This window comes from Bacillus mesophilum (assembly GCF_008923265.1).
In the GTDB taxonomy this organism is placed as follows: domain Bacteria; phylum Bacillota; class Bacilli; order Bacillales; family Cytobacillaceae; genus Cytobacillus; species Cytobacillus mesophilum.
Window position 1 is genome coordinate 37,676 of sequence record NZ_WBOT01000003.1, and the last position, 19,565, is coordinate 57,240.

Genomic DNA, 19,565 nt, shown 5'->3' on the forward strand with positions numbered 1-19,565 from the left:
GGAGTAACAATTTTAGACGAGCAAAATAAAAAAGACAGGACGCGCGCCGTGTGGCGAATGACCTGTCTTTTTTACTTATTAGATTATCTGACACCCTTCATAAATGACTGAATCTTAGGGGATAGGGCAAATAAGATAATGGAAAGAAGAATTGATGCTCCTCCGATGACCCCAAAATACAGCATTTCTGTTTCCGGTGTGTAAAATTTAACGATCTGCGCATTGATTGCTTGTGCAGCTGCGTTAGATAAAAACCATAAACTCATGGTTTGCGCAGAAAATGCTGCAGGTGCTAATTTTGTTGTTGCAGAAAGACCAACAGGTGATAAGCAAAGTTCACCTAAAACGACGATAAAGTAGCTTAAAACAAGCCATAAAGGATTTACAAGTGAATCTGTGCCGCCAAAATATGCAGGCAATAGGATAACTAAGAATGAAACTCCTGCAAATAGAAGACCTAAGGAGAACTTCTTAGGAACAGATGGCTGGCGATCTCCAAGCTTTACCCATAGCCAAGCAAATACCGGCGCAAAAATGATAATGAATAATGGGTTTAATGATTGGAACCAAGCTGGTGAAATATCAAAGCCTGCAATCTCAAGCTGTGTTCGCTTATCTGCATAATTTGCTAAGATCGTAGACCCTTGTTCTTGGATAGCCCAAAACATAACTGACGCAATAAATAAAGGAATATATGCAATAATTCTTGAACGCTCGACTGCCGTTGTTTTTGGACTGCGGTACATGACAATAAAGTAAGCAGTAGGAATACCGATGCCCAGTATACCAATCAGCGTGATAAAGCTATCAAAAGTTAAGATACCCAGCGGAATTGTTATGGCAACAAGAATGGCTATGACAACTAGACCAATTCCGAAAATTGTATATACTTTCTTCTTTTCAGCAGGGGAGAGCGGGTTTGCTACATATGTGCCTGCTAAACCTAAGTTTTTCTTTTTTGTAAATAAGAATACCAATAATCCAATAAACATACCAACTGCTGCGATTGCAAAGCCAAGGTGGAAATCGTGCTTCATTCCAACTTCACCAACAATCAGCGGTGCAAGGAAACCACCAAGGTTAATCCCCATGTAGAAGATACTAAAGCCGGCATCACGGCGATGATCTTCTTCACTATAGATATCACCAACAACACTTGAAACATTCGGTTTTAATAAACCTGTACCTAGAACAATTAATACCATAGAAGTAAAGAACATTGCGAGACTTCCAGGGATCGCTAAAACGATATGTCCCAGCATAATTAAGATTCCGCCATAAAATACAGCTTTTGAGGTGCCAAAGATGCGGTCAGCCAGCCATCCTCCGATAATACCTGACATATAAACGAGGGAGCCATAAATGGACATAATAGCTAAAGCTGTAGGTTCATCTATGCCAAGGCCGCCTTTTGATACTTCATAATACATATAATAGACGAGAATAGCGCGCATTCCATAGTAAGAGAATCGTTCCCAGAACTCTGTAAAGAACAGGGTGAAGAGTCCCTTAGGATGTCCAAAAAAGCCACGTTGAGGGACACTGGCCACAATTTTCTGTTTATTAAAGTCTGACATTGTACAACCTCCTTGTATAATATATTAATATAATACTTTTTTGGTTTTTGTGTCAAAACTTTATTCTGGAAATACTCTGAAATATTTTTAAATATGGAATGTATTTACTCTGAACGATTATCCTTACATTTTTCTAAAATAATAGTTTGTTTATTTTGTAAACTTACATCTATAAATAGGATCATTGCTGGTATGCTATGGATTACATGCAGCTTAAACACGGGTCAAGTTCCGTAAGTCGTGTCCTGCTGCCAGCTTTATACGGTGTTATAGAGGATGAAGCAGATCTCGGTGTGCTGAAATCTATGAATGAAAGACAGAAAAAGGTTTGTATGCAAATTTGAAAACTTGTATACATTATTGAATACAAATGTAAACAAAAGTGTATACATGTTTGCAAATACGCATACATGCTGTTATATCAGCATGTATGCAGATGTGTATACGTGTAAACGGAGAATGCAGACAAATCACAGTTGTTTACACTTTGTTTACGTTTTTACGCTTATATTACGTTTTTACAAGAGTAATTGATTAATCTACGAATCTCATTTACTCTTGATGTATTACCTCTTTTTTCTATTAAAAGAGTTGAAAGGATTGGATGAAGGATGGTTAATTCAAGGATTGCTGCTGTTGATGTTGGAAATGATTCGGTAAAAGCCATTTTTGGTAAGCTTGAAACAGAGATGAGCATCCCAAATGTAATTGCGCGAGATATTGAGGACAGACCAGTTATTGGTATTGAAGAGCTGGACAGTAAAAACCCTTTAGACGGATTACATATTAGAGTCCACTCCCCTGCTTTAAAAGAAAATAATGCAATATACAGAGTGGGCAGTTTAGCCACTAAAAGTGATAATGCATCAGAATTAGATCCGGGCAGCAGCAAGTCGGAAGAAGATCAAACGCTCATTATGCTATTCGCTGCACTTGCACTGGATGCAGTAGAAGCTGAAAAAACGGAAAAATTCAAAAAGTCAGGAAATACCATTGATGCAAGCTATATGCTTGGAACAGGTTTGCCGCTTCGTGAAGTAAAAGAAGGAAAGGATGCCGGCTATCGTTCTAAGCTATTAGGCTCTGTTCATCAAGTGGAATTTTTGATCACACCTAAATATCAAGGGCTTAAAGTAAATATAAAATTTGAAGAAGTAAAGGTCTATCCGGAAGGCTTTGCAGCGTTTATTAATTTGGTCATGGACAATGACTTAAACATCATTAATAAGGATTTAATTGATAAGCGAATTTTAATTCAGGATATTGGCGGACTTTCCACTGATATTGCAGTCATTAAAGACCGCAATGTAGATGATGATAAGGCTCAGGGCTTTAATCTAGGTGTGTCAGAAGCACTGGAAGCCATCCGCGAAGAGATTCGCAGCAAGCATGGTGTTGAATTAGACAGCCGCAGAGATGTCGTAGAAATTATTACAAAAAAGAATGACCGCAATCATATTATGGTAAAAGGAAGCAGAACGAGCGTTCATGATATTACAGATAGAATCCTGCTAGACCTTGCCAAAAAACAGTATCGCCTTCTGCGCAATATATGGCAGAAGAATTCACAGACTGAAATTTGCTATTTTGTTGGCGGCGGGTCAACCGTATTAAAGGATTATTTAAAGGCCTTAAATAATAGCTTAGACGGTTATAATATCGACTTTTTTGAGGATGAAAAAGAAAGTATTTGGATGATGTCCAATGCTTATTATAAGCTAATATCAGATTATAAAAGAAGAGTGGACAAGGATTCTGCTGCGCAGAATAAAAAGCCAGTAGAGGCGAACTAGGTGATGCTGTATGGCTTCTGAAATGAAAAGAGGGCAATCGATTTCCTTCCGCATCCCCTCTGATACTCCTGACCATATTATAAAGAGTTTACAAAAGCTCCGTGAGACGGAAAGAAGAAATTTTTCGAGCAAGATGGCGGAATTCGTTATAAACGGAGTCAGCACCATGAGCTCAAGCGGACGGGAAACGATTCGTATTCCAATGCCAAGGAACTTAACGAAGTCACAGAAAGACTGGCTGAAGCATGAGCACTCTGAGGCCTTGCTGGGAAGTATTGTTTATCAGCTCATTAATGACCCGGTCAGAGCAACAACACTGCTAGCGGCCCTTAACAGCAAATCAACTGATATTGAAGAAGCTTTGTACTTACAGGAAGCGGCTGCTTCCGATAAGTCGGCTGAGGAAATGTCTGCTCTGCCTGACACCCTGGAGGAAGAACTGTTTCAAGAGCAAAATGACATCATGCAAGGTGATTCAGATGATGATTTTGCAGATTTTAATTGGGAAGATGCTAAAAAAGATCTTGAACAGGAGCGCTCAGTTAAAAGTGAAGAAAAAACAGAGGATTTGGACGAGCTTTTAGGCGGATTTTTAGCTCATATGAATCGCTAATATGTGAGAAGGACATCCTATTTTATTAGGGTGTCCTTTTGTTTTTTATTCTTTAAATAGGAAGGGTCTTGAAAATGAACTATGATTGTTTAATTATCGGCGGCGGCATAGCGGGGTTGCAGGCAGCTATTCAGTTAGGAAGATATAAACATCGTGTCCTGGTGATCGATGCTGGAGGAGGACGATCAGAAATCTGCAAAAGCTATCATAATATTCTTGGATATCCCGACGGAGTAAGCGGTCAAACTCTGAGAGATCTTGGCAAGAAACAAGCAGAAAGCCTGGGAATTCAGTTTGTAAAAGGAAAGGCCGTTAAGGCTCAGAAGGAAGAAGACCAGTTTGTTATTACGCTTGGATCAGGAGAAGCGTTTCAAAGTGGCCGATTATTGCTTGCAACAGGCGTAATGGACAGAATTCCTCCAATTCCCGGTATCATGCCATGTCTTGGTACATCCATTTATGTATGTCCAGACTGTGATGGCTATGAAGTATTAAATAAAAAAACAATTGTCATTGGTTCTGGCAATGCAGGAGCGAATAAAGCTCTTACAATCGCTTACTGGACCACTGATATTGTCATGATTAATCATGAAGAAGGAATGCCGGATGAGATTCTGCAAAAACAAATGCAAAGAAAAGGAATACAGCTCATTCAGGCAGAAATAGTAGAAGTAATGTCAGAAGGGGATGCTTTTCAAGGCGTTCTTTTAAAAAATGGAGAACGCTTATATGCTGAAAAGGCCTTTTTAGGGTTTGGAGGTACGGCGGTTCATTCCAGCTTAGCACAGCAGCTTGGGGCTGAAATTATGGAAAACAGGCATATCATTGTAAACCCGCGAACAAAAATGACAAATGTTCCTAATGTATGGGCAATTGGTGATGTGATTGCTCACTCGGAGCAGGTCACCATTGCAATGGGCGATGGATCACAAGCAGCCATTTGGATTCATAAATCACTTATGCCGAATCAGTAAAAAGATTAGAAAGGAATAAAATAACATTTATTAACTTCCTGTTTTTGCATATAATGGTGTAAGATTAAATATAGAAAAGGTGAAATTTTGGAAACAGGACTAAAAAATAGGCTTTATTCTTTGCTGGAACGGTCCGGAAGTAAAGCAATCGTTCAATTTGAAGCATTTTTCCCGGGAGAGCGTTTTGCTGGAGGCAAATACCATATTGGTACACATACAATTACATTGTATTTAGAAGAGATAAAAGGTCAATGTTTGCAGTTATTTTCATCATTAGATTTCTTTAATGAATACATAGAAATTGTTTTTGCGCATGAAATTGGTCATGCTGAAGACAGAAATTTACTATGGCTTGCTGATCAGCTTGATCTTGCTGAAACAGAAACAGAAAGGCTTGGCATAGCGCTGCAGATTGAAGAAAATGCCTGGAATTTTGCTGAGAATGTCATCGGTAGCGACAATGAACTCTTCCAAGTCATCAAGACGCATTCTCTTCAGCCATATCGAGATCAACTGCTGGTAGGAGCTTAATTCTTTTATAAAATGCATGGCCGATAATGAGAGGGAGGAATAAATAATGGACAATCTTATCATACTGCCATTAATCGTGATCCTTCTTTCTCTTTCTCATTTATTATTAAGAAAACTCTTTTTTGGCAATGAAAAAGCAGAGCGGGAGTACGGGGCAGTAAAAGCAGATCTAATTGGAAAGCCTCTTCTTTTTCTCATGATGATTATGATCTGTTCACTCTTTATAGAAGAAAATATGATAGAGTGGTTCTTCATTGCTGTTGTCATCACAACAATGGGGTTTCAAACTTTCATAGACTGGAAATATCTTAAAGGGTCCAAACAGTATATCCTTTCATTGGCTGTCGGCATTTTGGGTGTGGGGCTTGTTGTTGTTTTAATGTAAAATCCTTAAAAATAAGCACCTGTTCGCGAAAGTTCCTAAGTCTTTTTTATTATCTAAAAACAGTTGAAAAAATTCTTTGTAAGCGTTACACTGAGCATAGCAATAGTGAATGTTTCACAGCTTTTTTTTGAAGTGAAATGCAAACGTTTGCGCACGAGGAAAAAATACGGATAGAAACTCTATTTAATGGGGGGTTCATATGAAAAAAATATGGTGGAAAGAAGCTATAGGGTACCAAATTTATCCCCGCAGTTTTCAAGACTCAAATGGTGATGGAATTGGTGATCTTAAAGGGATCATACAACGGCTGGATTATATTAAAGATTTAGGAATAGATGTCATTTGGATTTGTCCAATGTATAAATCACCGAACGATGATAACGGATATGATATTTCAGATTATCAGGATATAATGGAAGACTTTGGAACAATGGCGGATTTTGATGAACTTTTAGAAGAAGTTCATAAACGCGGGATGAAGCTGATTCTTGACCTCGTTTTAAATCATTCAAGTGACGAACATGAATGGTTTATTGAATCAAAATCCTCAAAGGATCATCCAAAGCGTGACTGGTATATTTGGAGAGATGGCAAAAAAGGCAAAGAACCAAACAACTGGGAGAGCATCTTTGGAGGTTCAGCATGGCAATACGATGAAACAACAGATCAATATTATCTTCATGTTTTCTCTACAAAACAGCCAGATTTAAACTGGGAAAATGAAGAGGTGCGAGATGCGCTTTATGACGCAGTTAATTGGTGGCTGGAAAAAGGAATTGATGGCTTCAGAATTGATGCGATCAGTCACATAAAGAAACGTCCAGGCTTGCCTGATATGCCTAACCCGAAAAAGAAACAATATGTGTCATCATTTGATATGCATATGAATCAGGAAGGCATTCATCCTTTCTTAGAAGAATTTAAAGAGCGCACCTATGCCAACTACGATGTCATGACTGTTGGAGAAGCAAATGGTGTATCAGTTGATGAAGCAGATCTATGGGTTGGTGAAAAAGAAGGAAAAATGGATATGATTTTTCAATTCGAGCATTTAGGGTTATGGGATGCTGAAACGAATCCTGTTCTTGATATTGTAGAATTGAAAAAAGTCCTCTCAAGATGGCAAAAAGGGCTAGAAAATGATGGCTGGAATGCCCTTTTTATTGAAAACCATGATAAGCCGCGTATTGTATCAACGTGGGGCAATGATGATAAATATTGGTATGAAAGTGCAACAGCTATGGCAACGATGTATTTTCTTATGCAAGGAACACCATTTATTTATCAGGGGCAGGAAATCGGCATGACGAATGTGCACTATCCTTCCATTGATGATTATGATGATGTGGCAACTAAGAATATTTATCGATTTAAGAGTGAAGAAGGAGTTCCTCATGAAGAAATTATGAAGATTCTTTGGGCATCTTCACGTGACAATAGCCGAACTCCGATGCAATGGTCCTCTCAGGATCAAGCTGGATTTACAAACACGCAGCCTTGGATGAAGGTGAACCCTAATTATCTCCATATTAACGTGGAAGAACAGCAGAAGGATCCAAATTCTGTTCTATCATTTTATAAAAAAATGATTCAGCTGAAAAAAAATCATGAGCTCTTTACGTATGGCATTTATGATTTACTGCTGGAAGAGGATGAACAAATCTATGCGTACACAAGAACTTATGAAAAAGAGCAGGTTGTGGTCATCACTAATCTATCCATGGAGGAAGCCACTTTCACCTCTGAATTTACGCTGAACCAAGAAAAGATACTATTGCACAATTACCGTGATATTCTTCATGAACCAACGAAGGAAATTTCCTTAAAGCCATATGAAGCCCGTGTATATAGAATCTAACTATTGATCCCTCCTGGCTTTTGAATTGGGGAAAAATGTTATAATGGTTTTAAAATGACATAGGGTGTTTAAAAATGGCCAAAGGAAAAACGAACGCGATGCGCTTTCTGGATTCGCACAAAGTTCACTATGAATTTATTTCTTATGAAATAAATGACGGGAGAATTGATGGAATCTCAGTTGCAGAGAAAATTAAAAAAGATCCAAAGATGGTCTATAAAACTTTGGTGCTAAAAGGCTCCAGCAATGGTGTATATGTTTTTATAGTTCCTGTAGAAAAAGAACTGGATCTAAAAAAAGCGGCGAAAGCAGCGGAAGAAAAGAAGATTGAAATGGTGCCGGTCAACGATATTCAAAAGCTGACTGGTTATATACGCGGCGGCTGCTCGCCGCTGGGCATGAAGAAGCTGTACCCAACTTTCCTGGCGCAAGAGGCTGACGATCTGAAGCGTATTATCGTCAGCGGCGGCCGTATTGGTGCCCAAATAGAATTAGAAACAGAACAACTAATAAATGCGATCTCTGCTAAGCTGGCGGAAATCACAGCAAACTAAGAGACGGGGGAACCTGTCTCTTTTTGTTTTGCTGTGCAGAAAGGGGAAGGAGCAAGATTATTATAGTGTGTATTTGTAAATTGGCTTAGGAATCTTTTGAGGTGGCGGATATGTATGGGATATCAATCATTTCCTGAAATTATTCGATCACTCTTTAAAGATTTTCGATCAATTTCGATCAATATGACCAATTTATAATCAGAATTAAGTAAATCACTGATAGTGCCAATGTGTAGCATTCATCTAAGAGTATATGCGATCCCAAAATTGGACTTTCCCATCAAACATTTAATGTTTCCTATCAAAAAAACGGACTTTCCCATCAGACATTTAATGTTTCCTATCAAAAAAACGGACTTTCCTATCAAACATTTAGGATTTCCTATCAAAATAATTAAACTTCCAATCAAATCCCGCGATTTCCTATCAAATCTAATCATCCCACATAAATGTATATCCCCATTTAAGGGCAAAACTACAATACAGAAACAAGTCATCAGTTTCCGGAAAAATCAAAGTGGTCAAACACCCGCCTTAGCCAAACTGCATAATATAGTCTGAACCAATTCGAATAAACACAAATAAAGACTGTCTTGAGGGGAGATTGAATCATGTATTTTAATCCATATCCATTTGGGTACGAAGAAGAGCAAATGAGAATTTTTCCGGGATTTCCGTCACAAGGGTTTCCACCGGGATTTCCGTCACAGCCGCCGGGATTTGGACCAGGCCAAGGTGGCTCTCCTGGATTTAGCGGAGGCGGAGGCCAAGGACAAGATGGACCTCCATCTTCACCACCACCATCCTTTATACCGCAAATGCAGCAGCAGCAATTCAGCAGCAGCGGCGGAGCATCTGTTTTTGCAGTGGACCCGGGAGCAATTAGAGGCTGTCTGTTCCGCTTCACATATGTGTGGCTTGAGAATGGAAACAGTTTCTGGTTCTATCCAACATTTGTAGGCAGAACTTCAGTAGCTGGCTGGCGCTGGAGAAGAAACCGCTGGACGTACTATGGAACTGATTTAAGAAGAGTCAGCAGCTTCCGCTGTTTTTAATTTCTAAAAAAATAAAGCCAAAAAATGCACTGCTGCATTTTTTGGCTTTTAATTATGTGTTCAAATCGTAAATCTCACCTTTAATTAAATAGGCAGCACTTTCAGCTATATTTGTAATATGATCAGCTGCACGTTCTAAGTAACGGTTTACAAATAATAACTGAACTGCTTGATTTGTGTCAGCAGCACTGCTGGACAAGTACACTGTCAATTGTTTGTAGTTTTCACTATAAAAATCGTCTACCTGATCATCTAATGAACCGACTTCTTTAGCAAGGAGGATATTCTCATCAATAAATGAACTAACTGCTTTTTGCAGCATATCCATAGAGATTATTTTCATTTCCTCTAATTTTGTTCCTTTAATAAGTGAATTGGCATTTCCGATTTTTATAGTCGATTTTGCGATATTGACTGCAAAATCAGCTACCCTCTCAATCTCAGCCGAAATCTTTAAAGCACCGATAATTCTTCTGAGATCACGAGCAACAGGCTGTTCTTTTACCATAAGCCATACGATAAATTGGTTAATCTCTGTTTCCAAAACATCAATTTCATTGTCTTCTTCAATTACTCTTAAAGCCAGCTCTACATCTTGGGTTTTAAATGCAGTAAATGCATTCTCAAATGCTTCAAGCGTCAGCGTATTCATTTCAGACATTTTATTTTGAAGTTCCTGCAGATTATTTTCAAAATTTTCACGAACAACCATTCATATCACTCCTGAATTAACCGAAACGGCCGGTTACATAATCTTCTGTTCTTTGATCTTTTGGCATTGAGAAGATGGTCTCTGTGTTAGCATATTCAATAATTTCGCCATTTAAAAAGAAAGCAGTTTTATCAGAAACACGTGCAGCCTGCTGCATATTGTGCGTTACGATAACGATTGTATAATCTTTTTTCATATTGGCGATCAGCTCTTCAACCTTTAATGTTGAAATAGGATCAAGTGCTGAAGTGGGCTCGTCCATTAAAATAACCTCAGGCTTCATTGCGATCGCTCTGGCAATACATACGCGCTGCTGCTGTCCGCCAGACAGACCAAGAGCAGAGCTCTTCAGACGGTCTTTTACCTCATCCCATATAGCTGCGCTTTTCAGGCTATCCTCTACCAGTTGATTGAGGACCTTCTTGCTTTTAATGCCTTGCATACGCGGTCCATACGCAACATTATCGTAGATGCTCATCGGGAATAGGTTTGGTTTTTGAAACACCATCCCAACCTTTGTGCGCAGCTTGATTACATCATTTGATCGATAAATATTTTCGTTGTCAATTACAATATCACCGCTGATTTTTACACCGTCAATTAAGTCATTCATGCGATTTAACGTGCGCAAAAAGGTTGATTTCCCGCAGCCTGAAGGTCCAATTAGAGCCGTTACCCCTTTTTCCTGAATATCTATAGAGATACTAAATAGGGCTTGTTTTTCACCGTAAAACAAGTTTAAATCATTTACACTTATTTTATTCTGTATTTGCTGCTCATTCCCTTTATTTCTATCCATCTTCGTTGTATTCATGCTTTAGCACCTCACTAATAGTCGGCCTTGTTTAACTTTTTTGAAATAAAAGTGGCTGAAAGGTTAAGTATCAAAATAATCACGATGAGAACAATGCCTACTGCTGCTGCCAATTCAATATCTCCAGCTTCCTGAGTCACAAGAAATGAATGAACCGTTAACGTTCTTGCAGAAGAGAAAATGTTCTCCGGCATTGCGGCTACAGTCCCTGCTGTTAGAAAAATAGCGGCAGATTCCCCGACAATTCTTCCGATTGAAAGAATAATTCCTGAGAGAATTCCAGGCATTGCGCTAGGTAAAATTACTTTATATAAGGTTTGAAGCTTAGTTGTTCCCAGTGCAAGTGAACCTTCCCGATAGGTAAGAGGAACCGTTTTTAATGCTTCCTCCGTGGTTCTGATAATAACAGGAAGTACAATAATAGTTAATGTCAGTGATGCAGCAATAATGGACATACCCATTTTCAAGACAGTAACAAAAAATACAGCTCCAAATAATCCGTAGATAATGGAGGGGATTCCTGTTAAACTTTCTGTTGCAAACCGGATAACTCTGATCAGCCTGCCTTGTTTGGCATATTCCTGCAAATACACGGCTGCTAATATCCCAATAGGAGTCGCGATTAATAACGAAATCACGATAGTATAAATGGTGGTAACAATCATCGGTAAAATACCGCCTCCTCCAGAAGGAGAATAGTCACCAAAAATAAAGTCCAGATTGATTAAATGAATGCCTTTATAGAAGATAAACCCTACAATGATACAAAGTGTTGCAACAGTTATAATGGCTGATAGCCAAAGCAGACTTTGGAAAAAATAATCCTTTGCTTTCCTCAACCTATTTCCCTCCTTTTGATCCGATTTTAGCCAAAACAAGGTTTAAAATTAAAATGAATGAGAATAGAACAATCCCTGTAGCAAATAGCATTTCCTGATGTGTTCCGAATGCATAGCCCATCTCCAAAGCAATATTCGTTGTTAAAGGACGAACGCTATCTGTAAGGCTAGTCGGGAGTACGAGGCTATTTCCTGCGACGAGAATAACAGCCATTGTCTCACCGATTGCTCTTCCCAAGCCTAGGACAATAGCCGCCATAATTCCGGATTTTGCAGCTGGTACAACTACTTTGAAGATCGTGCCGATCGGTGAAGCTCCCAATGCAAGAGAGCCTTCTCTATAAGTTTTTGGAACTGCGCGAATTGATGTTTCGGCGACAGTAACAATGGTTGGAAGCATCATGATTGCCAGCACGAGAATCACGGCAATTAAGCTTTGCCCTTTAGCCAGGCCTAGATTATTTTGTAAGAAAGGTACAATAATGGCTAGACCAAACACACCGTATAAGACTGAAGGGATCCCAGCCAGTAGCTGGACAGCTGGTGATATGATCCTGGCAATACTCTTAGGGGCAATCTCAGCTAAAAATATAGCTGTAAATAGCCCGATAGGCACGCCGATAATTAAGGCTCCGATTGTAGCGAAGATGGAAGCTACAATCATTGGCAATATACCAAACTTGTCTTCGCTTGGAACCCAGTCTAATCCAAAAATAAATTCAATAAAGCTATATCCTTCAGCGAAGAAGGGGTGGGTGCCTTTGTAAAAGACGAAACCAATAATCAGTAATAAGCTGATCACAGAGAGAAGTGAGCAAAACAGAAAGACCTTTTCTGACAACTTCTCTAAGAAATATTTACGTTTATTTGAACTCTCGATCTGAGAAACTAACTCTTCATTAGCATGATTTGGCATTCCGTTTTCCTCCCAGGTCTTTCGTGTGGAAATAATGTTGCAAAGATATTATTTTACTCTGATAGCTCCAGCCTCAGACACAATATCTTGTCCCTCAGGACTTAAAATGTAATCAATAAATTTTTGACCTGATTCAGTTAAATTCTCTGGCTTGTGAACAAATAAAAACGGTCTTGATAGCAAGTATTTTTGCTGCAGAACATTTTCGGCTGTTGCTTTAACACCATTAATTTTAACCGTAGATATCGTCTCATCTATGTACTCAAATGAGATAAATCCTACAGCATGCTGATTCATAGCAACGGTTGTTTTAATATTTCCATTTCCGCTGGCTACAATGGAGCTTCTAATAAGTTCACCTGATGAGTATCCAACAATTTCTTGGAAGGCATCGCGGGAACCTGAACCATCCTCACGAGAGACAACCACAATCTCCATGTCATCTCCGCCTAGTTCCTTCCAATTTGTGACTTCTCCGGTGAATATTTGTTTGACTTGATCAAGTGTTAGATCTTTAACCTTATTGGTAGGGTGCGTGACAACGACAATACCATCATAAGCAATGACGGTTTCTGCCAAACCCTCCTGCTTTTCTTCCTCCTTTAAATCGCGAGAGGACATGCCAATTTCAGAAACACCGCTCAAAGAATTTGTAATACCTGCAGAAGAGCCAATCTGATTGACTTCGATATTGACTTCAGCATTTTTACCTTCGAATTTCTCAGCGAGCTTTTCCGCCAGTGGCCCAACAGATGTAGATCCCGAAATCGCAAGCGTATATTGATTGCCTGATGAAGGCTCTGCATCCGTGTTATCTTGACTGCAGCCAGAAATGACAAGTATGAGACTAAGCGAAGCAATTCCTGTCATGAGTTTTTTCTTAAAGTTCATGAAATACCTCCAGAGTTTATACATTTCGTGTTTTCTAACCTGTTTAACATAAGAATGATCAAGATAAGTGCGATTTTTTGCTGTCGCTGTATATCCTGTGATATGGACAAAACTAAACCATAAGGATTTGTAAAAAAGATGATGAGAAAACGGCTCTATTAAAGAGATGAAACAGTCTTCTGACTTTTTTGTTTTAGCAGACCCATTTAAATTGCTTTTTTCTATTTAATCTACGCATAATGACTATAAACATTCAGTGTAAATTTATTATTAATATAATGTAAATTTAACGTAAAATTATTTACAAAACTTTTTCTGTTTTCAATTAGACGCTTGAAATAATGCGGAATTGAAAAAACGGACTTACCATGATTATTAATTTTTTGTAAATATATTGTAAATTTGGAAGGATGTAAATCTGGAGGAAATAGAAATACCCGCCATAACGGCGGGTATTTAAGTAGTATTAAAAAATAATGTGAGCCGCAATCACAATGATCGGCAATGTAATAAGGGTTCTCTGAATAAAAATAATGACTAGCTCAAGGAATGTAACAGGAATCTTACTGCCAAGCAGCAAGCCTCCTACTTCTGACATGTAAATCAATTGTGTAACAGATACACTTGCTACAACAAATCGTGTCATTTCACTTTCAATGCCAGAACCGATTACAGATGGTAAGAACATGTCAGCAAAGCCGACAACCAAGGTCTCTGAAGCAGCCTTTGCTTCTGGGATCTGCATCAATTCTAATAGAGGAATAAACGGCATTCCAAGAATTTGAAAAACAGGTGTGTATTCCGCAACAATTAAGGCGAGTGTTCCAAGTGCCATGACAATAGGGGCAACACCCATCCACATATCGAGAATATTCTTTGCTCCATCTTTAAAAAATGCACCCACTCCACTATGAGATCTTGCTTTTGCCACAGCTTTTGTAACTCCCCAGCTAAAAGGAGTGTACCCTTCTGGAATGCTTTCATCACCCTTGCTGGCTTCGCCATTATAATACGTATCAGGTTTTCGTGACAAAGGCGGGATTCTCGGGCTAATTAAAGCAGCAGCCAGTCCTGCAATTAAGATAGTGATATAAAATGGGACAAACATGCTGCCAAGACCAACCTGTGAGATGACAACTAAAGAGAATGTAATCGATACGACAGAGAAAGTTGTGCCGATTATCGCAGCTTCTCTTTTTGTATAGAAACCTTCTTCATATTGCTTGCTTGTTAATAAAACACCAATGGTCCCATCGCCAAGCCATGAAGCAACACAATCGATGGAAGATCGTCCTGGAAGTTTAAAGACAGGACGCATAAATTTCGCTAAAAGTGTACCGAAGAATTCCAGCAGCCCGAAATTCAGAAGCAGTGGTAAAAATAAACCTGCGAATAAGAAGACCGCAAATAAAACCGGGAGCAGATCATACAGCAGCAATCCGCCCGTATTTTCAGACCAAACCGCTTCCGGACCTAATTTAAACAATGCTGCAATGGCAAATAAACTGCCAATTACCCGCGCAATCACCCAAATATAGCTAACATCAAATAAGGTTGTAAAAAATGAACTGTTTTTTATAAAAGCCGGCTTTATCCACTTAGCCGCAAGTGTGCCGAATAATGTAATAATGATCAAAACCGTCATGATCGCAGGGATATATCCTGCGAGTATATCCTGTACGAAATTAGATAGAATGGCGATTGGGATCGTAATTTCCCCGTCATAAGAAATAGGCACCATAAAAAAACCAATCCCAATGAGGGAAGGGATGATGAATTTTATTAGATCAGCGGATGCATATTTCTTCTCTGTTGTTTGCTGCAATTCATTCACCTTTTCTATTAATATTTATAAGCAAAAACTAATTTTAATACATTTTAGTAAGATTGCCAACTCTTTTATGTATTTGCTTTACTATTTGCTTACCCTCTACCTAAATTCCACCATTGCTGTCTTTTTTAAACCTTTTTTAAAGAAGAAATTGGAATTTCATTAATAAGACATTAAAAAACAGGCCCCCTTTTTGGAGGTCTGTTTTTCGGTTCATGCTATGCTTCAGTTTTTAACTGCTGTTTTGCAAGCTTTTTATACAATTCATGAGTTTCAAACAGTTCCATGTGTGTACCGATTCCTGTAATGCTGCCTTTTTCTAACACGACAATTTGATCTGCATCCAAAACGGTTGAGAGCCTGTGGGCAATCACTAGTGTTGTTCGATTTTTCATCAGCTGCTGCAGAGCTTCCTGTACGAGCTGTTCAGATGCGCTGTCCAGGTTAGAAGTAGCTTCATCTAATAATAAAATTTTAGGATCACGAATGACTGCTCTTGCGATCGCAATTCTTTGTCGCTGTCCGCCAGATAATTTTATTCCTCGTTCACCTACCTCTGTTTCATATTGATCTTGCAGGTTTTCAATGAACTCAGCTGCATTGGCTACCTTTGCAGCCTGAAGCAATTCATCATCTGAAACAGGACGATCCAAACCGTAGCAGATATTATCACGAATTGAACCGGACATAAGCGGGCTTTCCTGAGACACATAGGCAATTTGACTGCGCCAATTGTGAAGATCAAATTCATCTATATTCTGATCCCCCAGGAAGATGGCTCCGTCTGATGGGGAGTAGAAGCGTTCAAGCAAGGCAAAGAGGGTAGTCTTCCCGCTGCCGCTTGGCCCAACAAAGGCGGTTGTTTTACCAGATGGAACCTGAAGATTGATCTTTTGTATAACTGGTTTGTCTTGATAGGAAAAAACAAGCTGATGAAAAGAAATATTTTGACTGCTGCTATTTTCAGGCACTGCCAAACCAGACGCTTCACTGTTAAGTTCGAGCATTTCCTGTATTCTTTCAGTCGCACCAAGTGCTTTCTGATAGGCTGTAAAAAAAGAAGCCATTTGTGTAAATGGAACGATAATCTGAAACAGATAAATAATGATGGCTACTAGTGCGCCTGCTGAGAGAGTGCCTGCTGCGACTTTTACGCCTCCATATCCAATGAGAATTACAAGAACGAGCATCATAATCAATGTCATAAAAGGAGAGACGATGGCTTGGATTTTAGCTTCCTTTAAACCGAACTGAAAGAGATGCATTATTCCCTTTTCGCCGCGTTGGATTTCTGTCTTTTCAGCATGATAGGCTTTTACAAGCCGGATATCAGCCAATACCCTGCCTAAATTTCCCGAGAAATGAGCCATCTCATCTTGTGTAGAAAGAGAGATTTTATAAATTTTTTGTCCTAATGGCAGGATGATCAGGACGGAAATAGGAACAGATATCAGCATAATTAACGTCATTTTCCAATCAATTACAAGTAAAATAATAATGGCTCCAATGATGGAAATTAACCCTGTAATAAAGGTGACTAAATGCTGAGTAATCAATGCTTTCACAATATTCGTATCCTGTGTAATCCTGCTCATGGTTTCTCCGGATTCGTGCTGGTCAAAATACGGGATCGGCAATGTTAACACATGCCTCCAAAGCCGCTGTCTTAGGGAAGCGACAATCTTTTCTCCCATATATGTCATAAAATAATAAGAAAATCCTGAGGAGATGGTCTGCAGAATAAATGCTGCTGCAAAAAAGATAATGAGTGAAGCTTCAAGTGCAGAAGCTGCCATTTGGTCAACAAGTGATTTAGTTAAAAGGGGTACAACCAAACCAGCAGCCGTCTCAACAAGACTTAACAAAATGGCTATAATGAAGAGCCATTTCGGGGGATTGGACATTTTAATTAACTGCCAGAAGGATTTCCATCCTCCAACAGAGGCGGAAACTTCGGTCTTATTCGCTGTCATATTCATCAGCACCTCTATTCAGTAAATAGATTTCCATCGCTTTAGCCAGCCATTCCTCTTCCTCCTTTGAAAATGGTGAAGCAAGGGAAAATGGATCATTATCAAGGTCTTCTTCTGAAATCTGTTCATTCTCAATAATCTCTTGAAATAGCACATCTTCTCCGCCTAATAATTCTGCTGTCATCATGAATAACTGACCGACAAGCTCTTGAACAGCTGGGTCCTCTGGTTTACTTCCAGCGGCTTCTTTAAGCTGAATACAAGTTGTAGTCATAGTTCTATTCAGCTCGCGCTGTTTTTCATCAGGTATATTGTAAATATCTTCCACTCGATCACTTGGCAATAATCTTTTTAGCCAATCTTTAAACTCTTCTTCCATTTGAATATTTTGAATGATCATAAGAAAAATGGAGGAATCTACTTGTCCTTGTGACTCTGTAATATCAATGGCTTGATCTAATGCACGGATAACCCGTTCAATATGAGCCTTCTTTTTCAGCATTTCGTCCTTTTGAAAAAGAAGGGAGTCCATTAATTTCCAGTCAGTTAAGTGCAAAAATTCTTTTATATCCTCTAAAGAATATCCTAGAAATTTTAACGATATTATTTTCTGAAGCTGAACGATATTTTCATCAGAATAATATCGGCGTCCTGATTCTGTAATTATGGATGGCTTAAGCAATTCGAGTTCATCATAATAATGCAATGTACGAATGGTTGTTCCTGTCTTTTTTGAAAATTGGCCAATTGAGTATGTTTCGCTCATATATGTTCCCTCCTGAGATTCTTTCTGTCTTTATCATAAAACCTCACGTAACGTATGAATCAAGCGTTAAATAAAAATATTTTTCTGTTTTTTCGGATATGATTAGTGTATAGCAAAAAAGAATAAAAATGGAAACAATAGTAAAAATTTGGTACAATAAAAAGGGGTGATTTAGATGTGGATATTAATCCTTTGTGCAGCATTACTTGGAATTGGTTTTTTGGTAGACTGGGGAGCCAAGAAAAAGGGGCTTACCAACTATGATCCAGAAGAAAATGCAAAACATGTGTCACCATCAGAACGAGCTTATGCAGAATCATATATGGACCAAATAAAAGATAATAATAATGGCGGAGGCGGATTTTAAGTCTCCACCCAGCAAAAAGAAGGTTCGGAGGAATCTTCTTTTTTGTTGCATCCTAAAGGACGAGCAGGTCTACAGTAAAGTAACGCTTGCTTTCTTTGTTTAATTCGTACTGGCGGATCCTTCTATTTTTTAGAAATATAGTAAAAATTAGCCATATAGGACATGATTCATACTTTGTGTATTATTTTGGTTCGTGTCAGGAACATGATAAAATGACAAGATAACAGGTTACTAAAATATGAGGTGAATTGGATGATTAAGTGTATTGCAAGTGATATGGATGGTACATTATTAACCGCAACTCAAACGGTCACTGATGAAAATATTGCAGCGATAAAAAAAGCGCAGGAAAAGGGAATAGAAGTGGTTGTAGCTACAGGCAGATCCTATCAGGAAGCGATCTTTGTCTTAGAGGAGGCAGGATTAGAGTGTCCGATCATTTGTGCAAATGGAGCAGAAGTCCGTTCAGCACAAGGACAAATTGTGTCAAACAGCCCGCTTGATAAAGAATTGGCTACGCGCACAGCGAAGGCTTTAACAGAACTGGAAGTTTATTATGAGGTATATACTAATCAAGGTACATATACAGTAGATGAAAAAAGAGGCATTACCATTATGGCTGACATTTTTCTTAGCGGTAATCAGGAAGCCGATGTTAAAAAGGTTTTGAAGGCGGCTGAAGAAAGGTTTGAAAAAGGCCTCGTACATAAAGTGGACAGCTATGATGTCCTTTTTGAAAGTGAAGATCATCAAATATATAAGCTTTTAGCCTTTACGTTTGATCCAGGGCGTATGCAAGAAGCAAAGGAAGCATTGCAGAATTTCGAAGGTTTAATCATCAGTTCATCCGGGCATGGAAACTTGGAGCTTACGAGCAAAAGTGCACAGAAGGGTGTTGCATTAGAAGCGTTTGTCAGAGAAAAAGGGATTTCTTTAGAAGAAACGATGGCGCTTGGCGATAATTATAATGACCTTTCGATGTTTAAAGTTGTAGGAAGAGCGGTTGCTATGGGCAATGCAGACGATTACATTAAGTCGCAATGCCACATGGTTACCCTCACAAATGAAGAGAGCGGTGTAGGAAAAGCGATTCTAGACGTATTATAAACAAGAGGT

20 protein-coding genes are annotated in these 19,565 nt (G+C 38.8%); 11 read left to right on the forward strand and 9 right to left on the reverse strand.

Annotation, left to right across the window (positions count from 1 at the left end):
• Nucleotides 1-83 precede the first annotated feature (83 nt).
• The gene (locus F7732_RS09940; RefSeq protein WP_151573732.1) at nt 84-1,577 is read right to left on the reverse strand and encodes a peptide MFS transporter; all 1,494 of its coding nucleotides are present in this window, start codon (nt 1,575-1,577) and stop codon (nt 84-86) included.
• 197 nt (nt 1,578-1,774) lie between these two features.
• Between F7732_RS09940 and F7732_RS22615 the strand changes: the two genes are divergently transcribed.
• The 9 genes from F7732_RS22615 to F7732_RS09980 all read left to right on the forward strand — a co-directional run bounded on the left by F7732_RS22615 (nt 1,775) and on the right by F7732_RS09980 (nt 9,340).
• A complete protein-coding gene (locus F7732_RS22615; protein WP_161598860.1) occupies nt 1,775-1,921 on the forward strand; it encodes a hypothetical protein in 147 nt (48 codons plus the stop codon).
• A gap of 267 nt (nt 1,922-2,188) precedes the next feature.
• Nucleotides 2,189-3,370 carry a ParM/StbA family protein gene (locus tag F7732_RS09945; RefSeq protein WP_151573733.1) on the forward strand — a complete coding sequence of 394 codons (1,182 nt, stop codon included), beginning with the start codon at nt 2,189-2,191 and terminating at the stop codon, nt 3,368-3,370.
• A gap of 10 nt (nt 3,371-3,380) precedes the next feature.
• Complete coding sequence (locus F7732_RS09950) at nt 3,381-3,983, forward strand: hypothetical protein (protein ID WP_151573734.1); 603 nt, start codon at nt 3,381-3,383, stop codon at nt 3,981-3,983.
• Nucleotides 3,984-4,057: 74 nt separating this feature from the next.
• Nucleotides 4,058-4,957: an NAD(P)/FAD-dependent oxidoreductase gene (locus tag F7732_RS09955; RefSeq protein ID WP_151573735.1), complete on the forward strand. Its 900-nt coding sequence runs from the start codon at nt 4,058-4,060 to the stop codon at nt 4,955-4,957.
• Between the two features lie 87 nt (nt 4,958-5,044).
• Nucleotides 5,045-5,488, forward strand: coding sequence for a hypothetical protein (locus tag F7732_RS09960; RefSeq protein ID WP_240056591.1), 444 nt, complete (start codon nt 5,045-5,047; stop codon nt 5,486-5,488).
• A 46-nt stretch (nt 5,489-5,534) separates the two neighbouring features.
• Entirely contained in the window at nt 5,535-5,873 is a 339-nt protein-coding gene (locus F7732_RS09965) for a DUF4181 domain-containing protein (RefSeq protein ID WP_151573737.1), read from the forward strand.
• 199 nt (nt 5,874-6,072) lie between these two features.
• Nucleotides 6,073-7,731 (forward strand): glycoside hydrolase family 13 protein, encoded by a 1,659-nt coding sequence (locus F7732_RS09970; RefSeq protein WP_151573738.1) that lies wholly within the window; start codon nt 6,073-6,075, stop codon nt 7,729-7,731.
• Between the two features lie 74 nt (nt 7,732-7,805).
• Nucleotides 7,806-8,285: a Cys-tRNA(Pro) deacylase gene (gene ybaK / locus F7732_RS09975; RefSeq protein ID WP_151573739.1), complete on the forward strand. Its 480-nt coding sequence runs from the start codon at nt 7,806-7,808 to the stop codon at nt 8,283-8,285.
• Nucleotides 8,286-8,896: 611 nt separating this feature from the next.
• Nucleotides 8,897-9,340, forward strand: coding sequence for a transporter (locus tag F7732_RS09980; RefSeq protein ID WP_151573740.1), 444 nt, complete (start codon nt 8,897-8,899; stop codon nt 9,338-9,340).
• A 52-nt stretch (nt 9,341-9,392) separates the two neighbouring features.
• Here the strand turns inward: F7732_RS09980 and phoU are convergent, their stop codons facing one another.
• The 8 genes from phoU to F7732_RS10020 all read right to left on the reverse strand — a co-directional run bounded on the left by phoU (nt 9,393) and on the right by F7732_RS10020 (nt 18,082).
• Nucleotides 9,393-10,052 (reverse strand): phosphate signaling complex protein PhoU, encoded by a 660-nt coding sequence (gene phoU / locus F7732_RS09985; protein WP_151573741.1) that lies wholly within the window; start codon nt 10,050-10,052, stop codon nt 9,393-9,395.
• Nucleotides 10,053-10,068: 16 nt separating this feature from the next.
• Nucleotides 10,069-10,866 (reverse strand): phosphate ABC transporter ATP-binding protein PstB, encoded by a 798-nt coding sequence (gene pstB / locus F7732_RS09990; protein WP_205068213.1) that lies wholly within the window; start codon nt 10,864-10,866, stop codon nt 10,069-10,071.
• A 14-nt stretch (nt 10,867-10,880) separates the two neighbouring features.
• A complete protein-coding gene (gene pstA / locus F7732_RS09995; RefSeq protein WP_151573742.1) occupies nt 10,881-11,705 on the reverse strand; it encodes a phosphate ABC transporter permease PstA in 825 nt (274 codons plus the stop codon).
• 1 nt (nt 11,706) lies between these two features.
• The gene (gene pstC / locus F7732_RS10000; protein WP_151573743.1) at nt 11,707-12,621 is read right to left on the reverse strand and encodes a phosphate ABC transporter permease subunit PstC; all 915 of its coding nucleotides are present in this window, start codon (nt 12,619-12,621) and stop codon (nt 11,707-11,709) included.
• A gap of 48 nt (nt 12,622-12,669) precedes the next feature.
• A complete protein-coding gene (locus F7732_RS10005) occupies nt 12,670-13,512 on the reverse strand; it encodes a phosphate ABC transporter substrate-binding protein (RefSeq protein ID WP_151573744.1) in 843 nt (280 codons plus the stop codon).
• Between the two features lie 466 nt (nt 13,513-13,978).
• Nucleotides 13,979-15,253 (reverse strand): YjiH family protein, encoded by a 1,275-nt coding sequence (locus F7732_RS10010; RefSeq protein ID WP_151574482.1) that lies wholly within the window; start codon nt 15,251-15,253, stop codon nt 13,979-13,981.
• A gap of 308 nt (nt 15,254-15,561) precedes the next feature.
• The gene (locus F7732_RS10015; RefSeq protein ID WP_151573745.1) at nt 15,562-17,316 is read right to left on the reverse strand and encodes an ABC transporter ATP-binding protein; all 1,755 of its coding nucleotides are present in this window, start codon (nt 17,314-17,316) and stop codon (nt 15,562-15,564) included.
• Nucleotides 17,303-18,082 carry a MerR family transcriptional regulator gene (locus F7732_RS10020; RefSeq protein ID WP_151573746.1) on the reverse strand — a complete coding sequence of 260 codons (780 nt, stop codon included), beginning with the start codon at nt 18,080-18,082 and terminating at the stop codon, nt 17,303-17,305. The genes F7732_RS10015 and F7732_RS10020 overlap by 14 nt, the downstream gene beginning before the upstream one ends.
• Nucleotides 18,083-18,257: 175 nt before the next feature.
• On the opposite strand from F7732_RS10020, the gene F7732_RS10025 reads away from it, so the two are divergent.
• Both F7732_RS10025 and F7732_RS10030 read left to right on the forward strand, forming a co-directional pair.
• Nucleotides 18,258-18,449, forward strand: a complete 192-nt coding sequence (locus tag F7732_RS10025) for a hypothetical protein (RefSeq protein ID WP_151573747.1) — start codon at nt 18,258-18,260, stop codon at nt 18,447-18,449.
• Nucleotides 18,450-18,701: 252 nt separating this feature from the next.
• Complete coding sequence (locus tag F7732_RS10030) at nt 18,702-19,556, forward strand: HAD family hydrolase (protein WP_151573748.1); 855 nt, start codon at nt 18,702-18,704, stop codon at nt 19,554-19,556.
• Nucleotides 19,557-19,565: the final 9 nt, after the last annotated feature.

Bases quoted from the DNA above. Each gene is read 5' to 3' on its own strand.
- F7732_RS22615 (WP_161598860.1), top strand. From the start codon at position 1,775: ATGGATTACATGCAGCTTAAACACGGGTCAAGTTCCGTAAGTCGTGTC.
- F7732_RS09945 (WP_151573733.1), top strand. From the start codon at position 2,189: ATGGTTAATTCAAGGATTGCTGCTGTTGATGTTGGAAATGATTCGGTA.
- phoU (WP_151573741.1), bottom strand. From the start codon at position 10,052: ATGGTTGTTCGTGAAAATTTTGAAAATAATCTGCAGGAACTTCAAAAT.
- F7732_RS09955 (WP_151573735.1), top strand. From the start codon at position 4,058: ATGAACTATGATTGTTTAATTATCGGCGGCGGCATAGCGGGGTTGCAG.
- F7732_RS09950 (WP_151573734.1), top strand. From the start codon at position 3,381: ATGGCTTCTGAAATGAAAAGAGGGCAATCGATTTCCTTCCGCATCCCC.
- F7732_RS10005 (WP_151573744.1), bottom strand. From the start codon at position 13,512: ATGAACTTTAAGAAAAAACTCATGACAGGAATTGCTTCGCTTAGTCTC.
- F7732_RS09965 (WP_151573737.1), top strand. From the start codon at position 5,535: ATGGACAATCTTATCATACTGCCATTAATCGTGATCCTTCTTTCTCTT.
- F7732_RS09980 (WP_151573740.1), top strand. From the start codon at position 8,897: ATGTATTTTAATCCATATCCATTTGGGTACGAAGAAGAGCAAATGAGA.
- F7732_RS09940 (WP_151573732.1), bottom strand. From the start codon at position 1,577: ATGTCAGACTTTAATAAACAGAAAATTGTGGCCAGTGTCCCTCAACGT.
- pstC (WP_151573743.1), bottom strand. From the start codon at position 12,621: ATGCCAAATCATGCTAATGAAGAGTTAGTTTCTCAGATCGAGAGTTCA.
- F7732_RS10025 (WP_151573747.1), top strand. From the start codon at position 18,258: ATGTGGATATTAATCCTTTGTGCAGCATTACTTGGAATTGGTTTTTTG.
- pstB (WP_205068213.1), bottom strand. From the start codon at position 10,866: ATGAATACAACGAAGATGGATAGAAATAAAGGGAATGAGCAGCAAATA.
- F7732_RS10020 (WP_151573746.1), bottom strand. From the start codon at position 18,082: ATGAGCGAAACATACTCAATTGGCCAATTTTCAAAAAAGACAGGAACA.
- ybaK (WP_151573739.1), top strand. From the start codon at position 7,806: ATGGCCAAAGGAAAAACGAACGCGATGCGCTTTCTGGATTCGCACAAA.
- F7732_RS10030 (WP_151573748.1), top strand. From the start codon at position 18,702: ATGATTAAGTGTATTGCAAGTGATATGGATGGTACATTATTAACCGCA.
- F7732_RS09970 (WP_151573738.1), top strand. From the start codon at position 6,073: ATGAAAAAAATATGGTGGAAAGAAGCTATAGGGTACCAAATTTATCCC.
- F7732_RS10010 (WP_151574482.1), bottom strand. From the start codon at position 15,253: ATGGTGCCTATTTCTTATGACGGGGAAATTACGATCCCAATCGCCATT.
- F7732_RS10015 (WP_151573745.1), bottom strand. From the start codon at position 17,316: ATGACAGCGAATAAGACCGAAGTTTCCGCCTCTGTTGGAGGATGGAAA.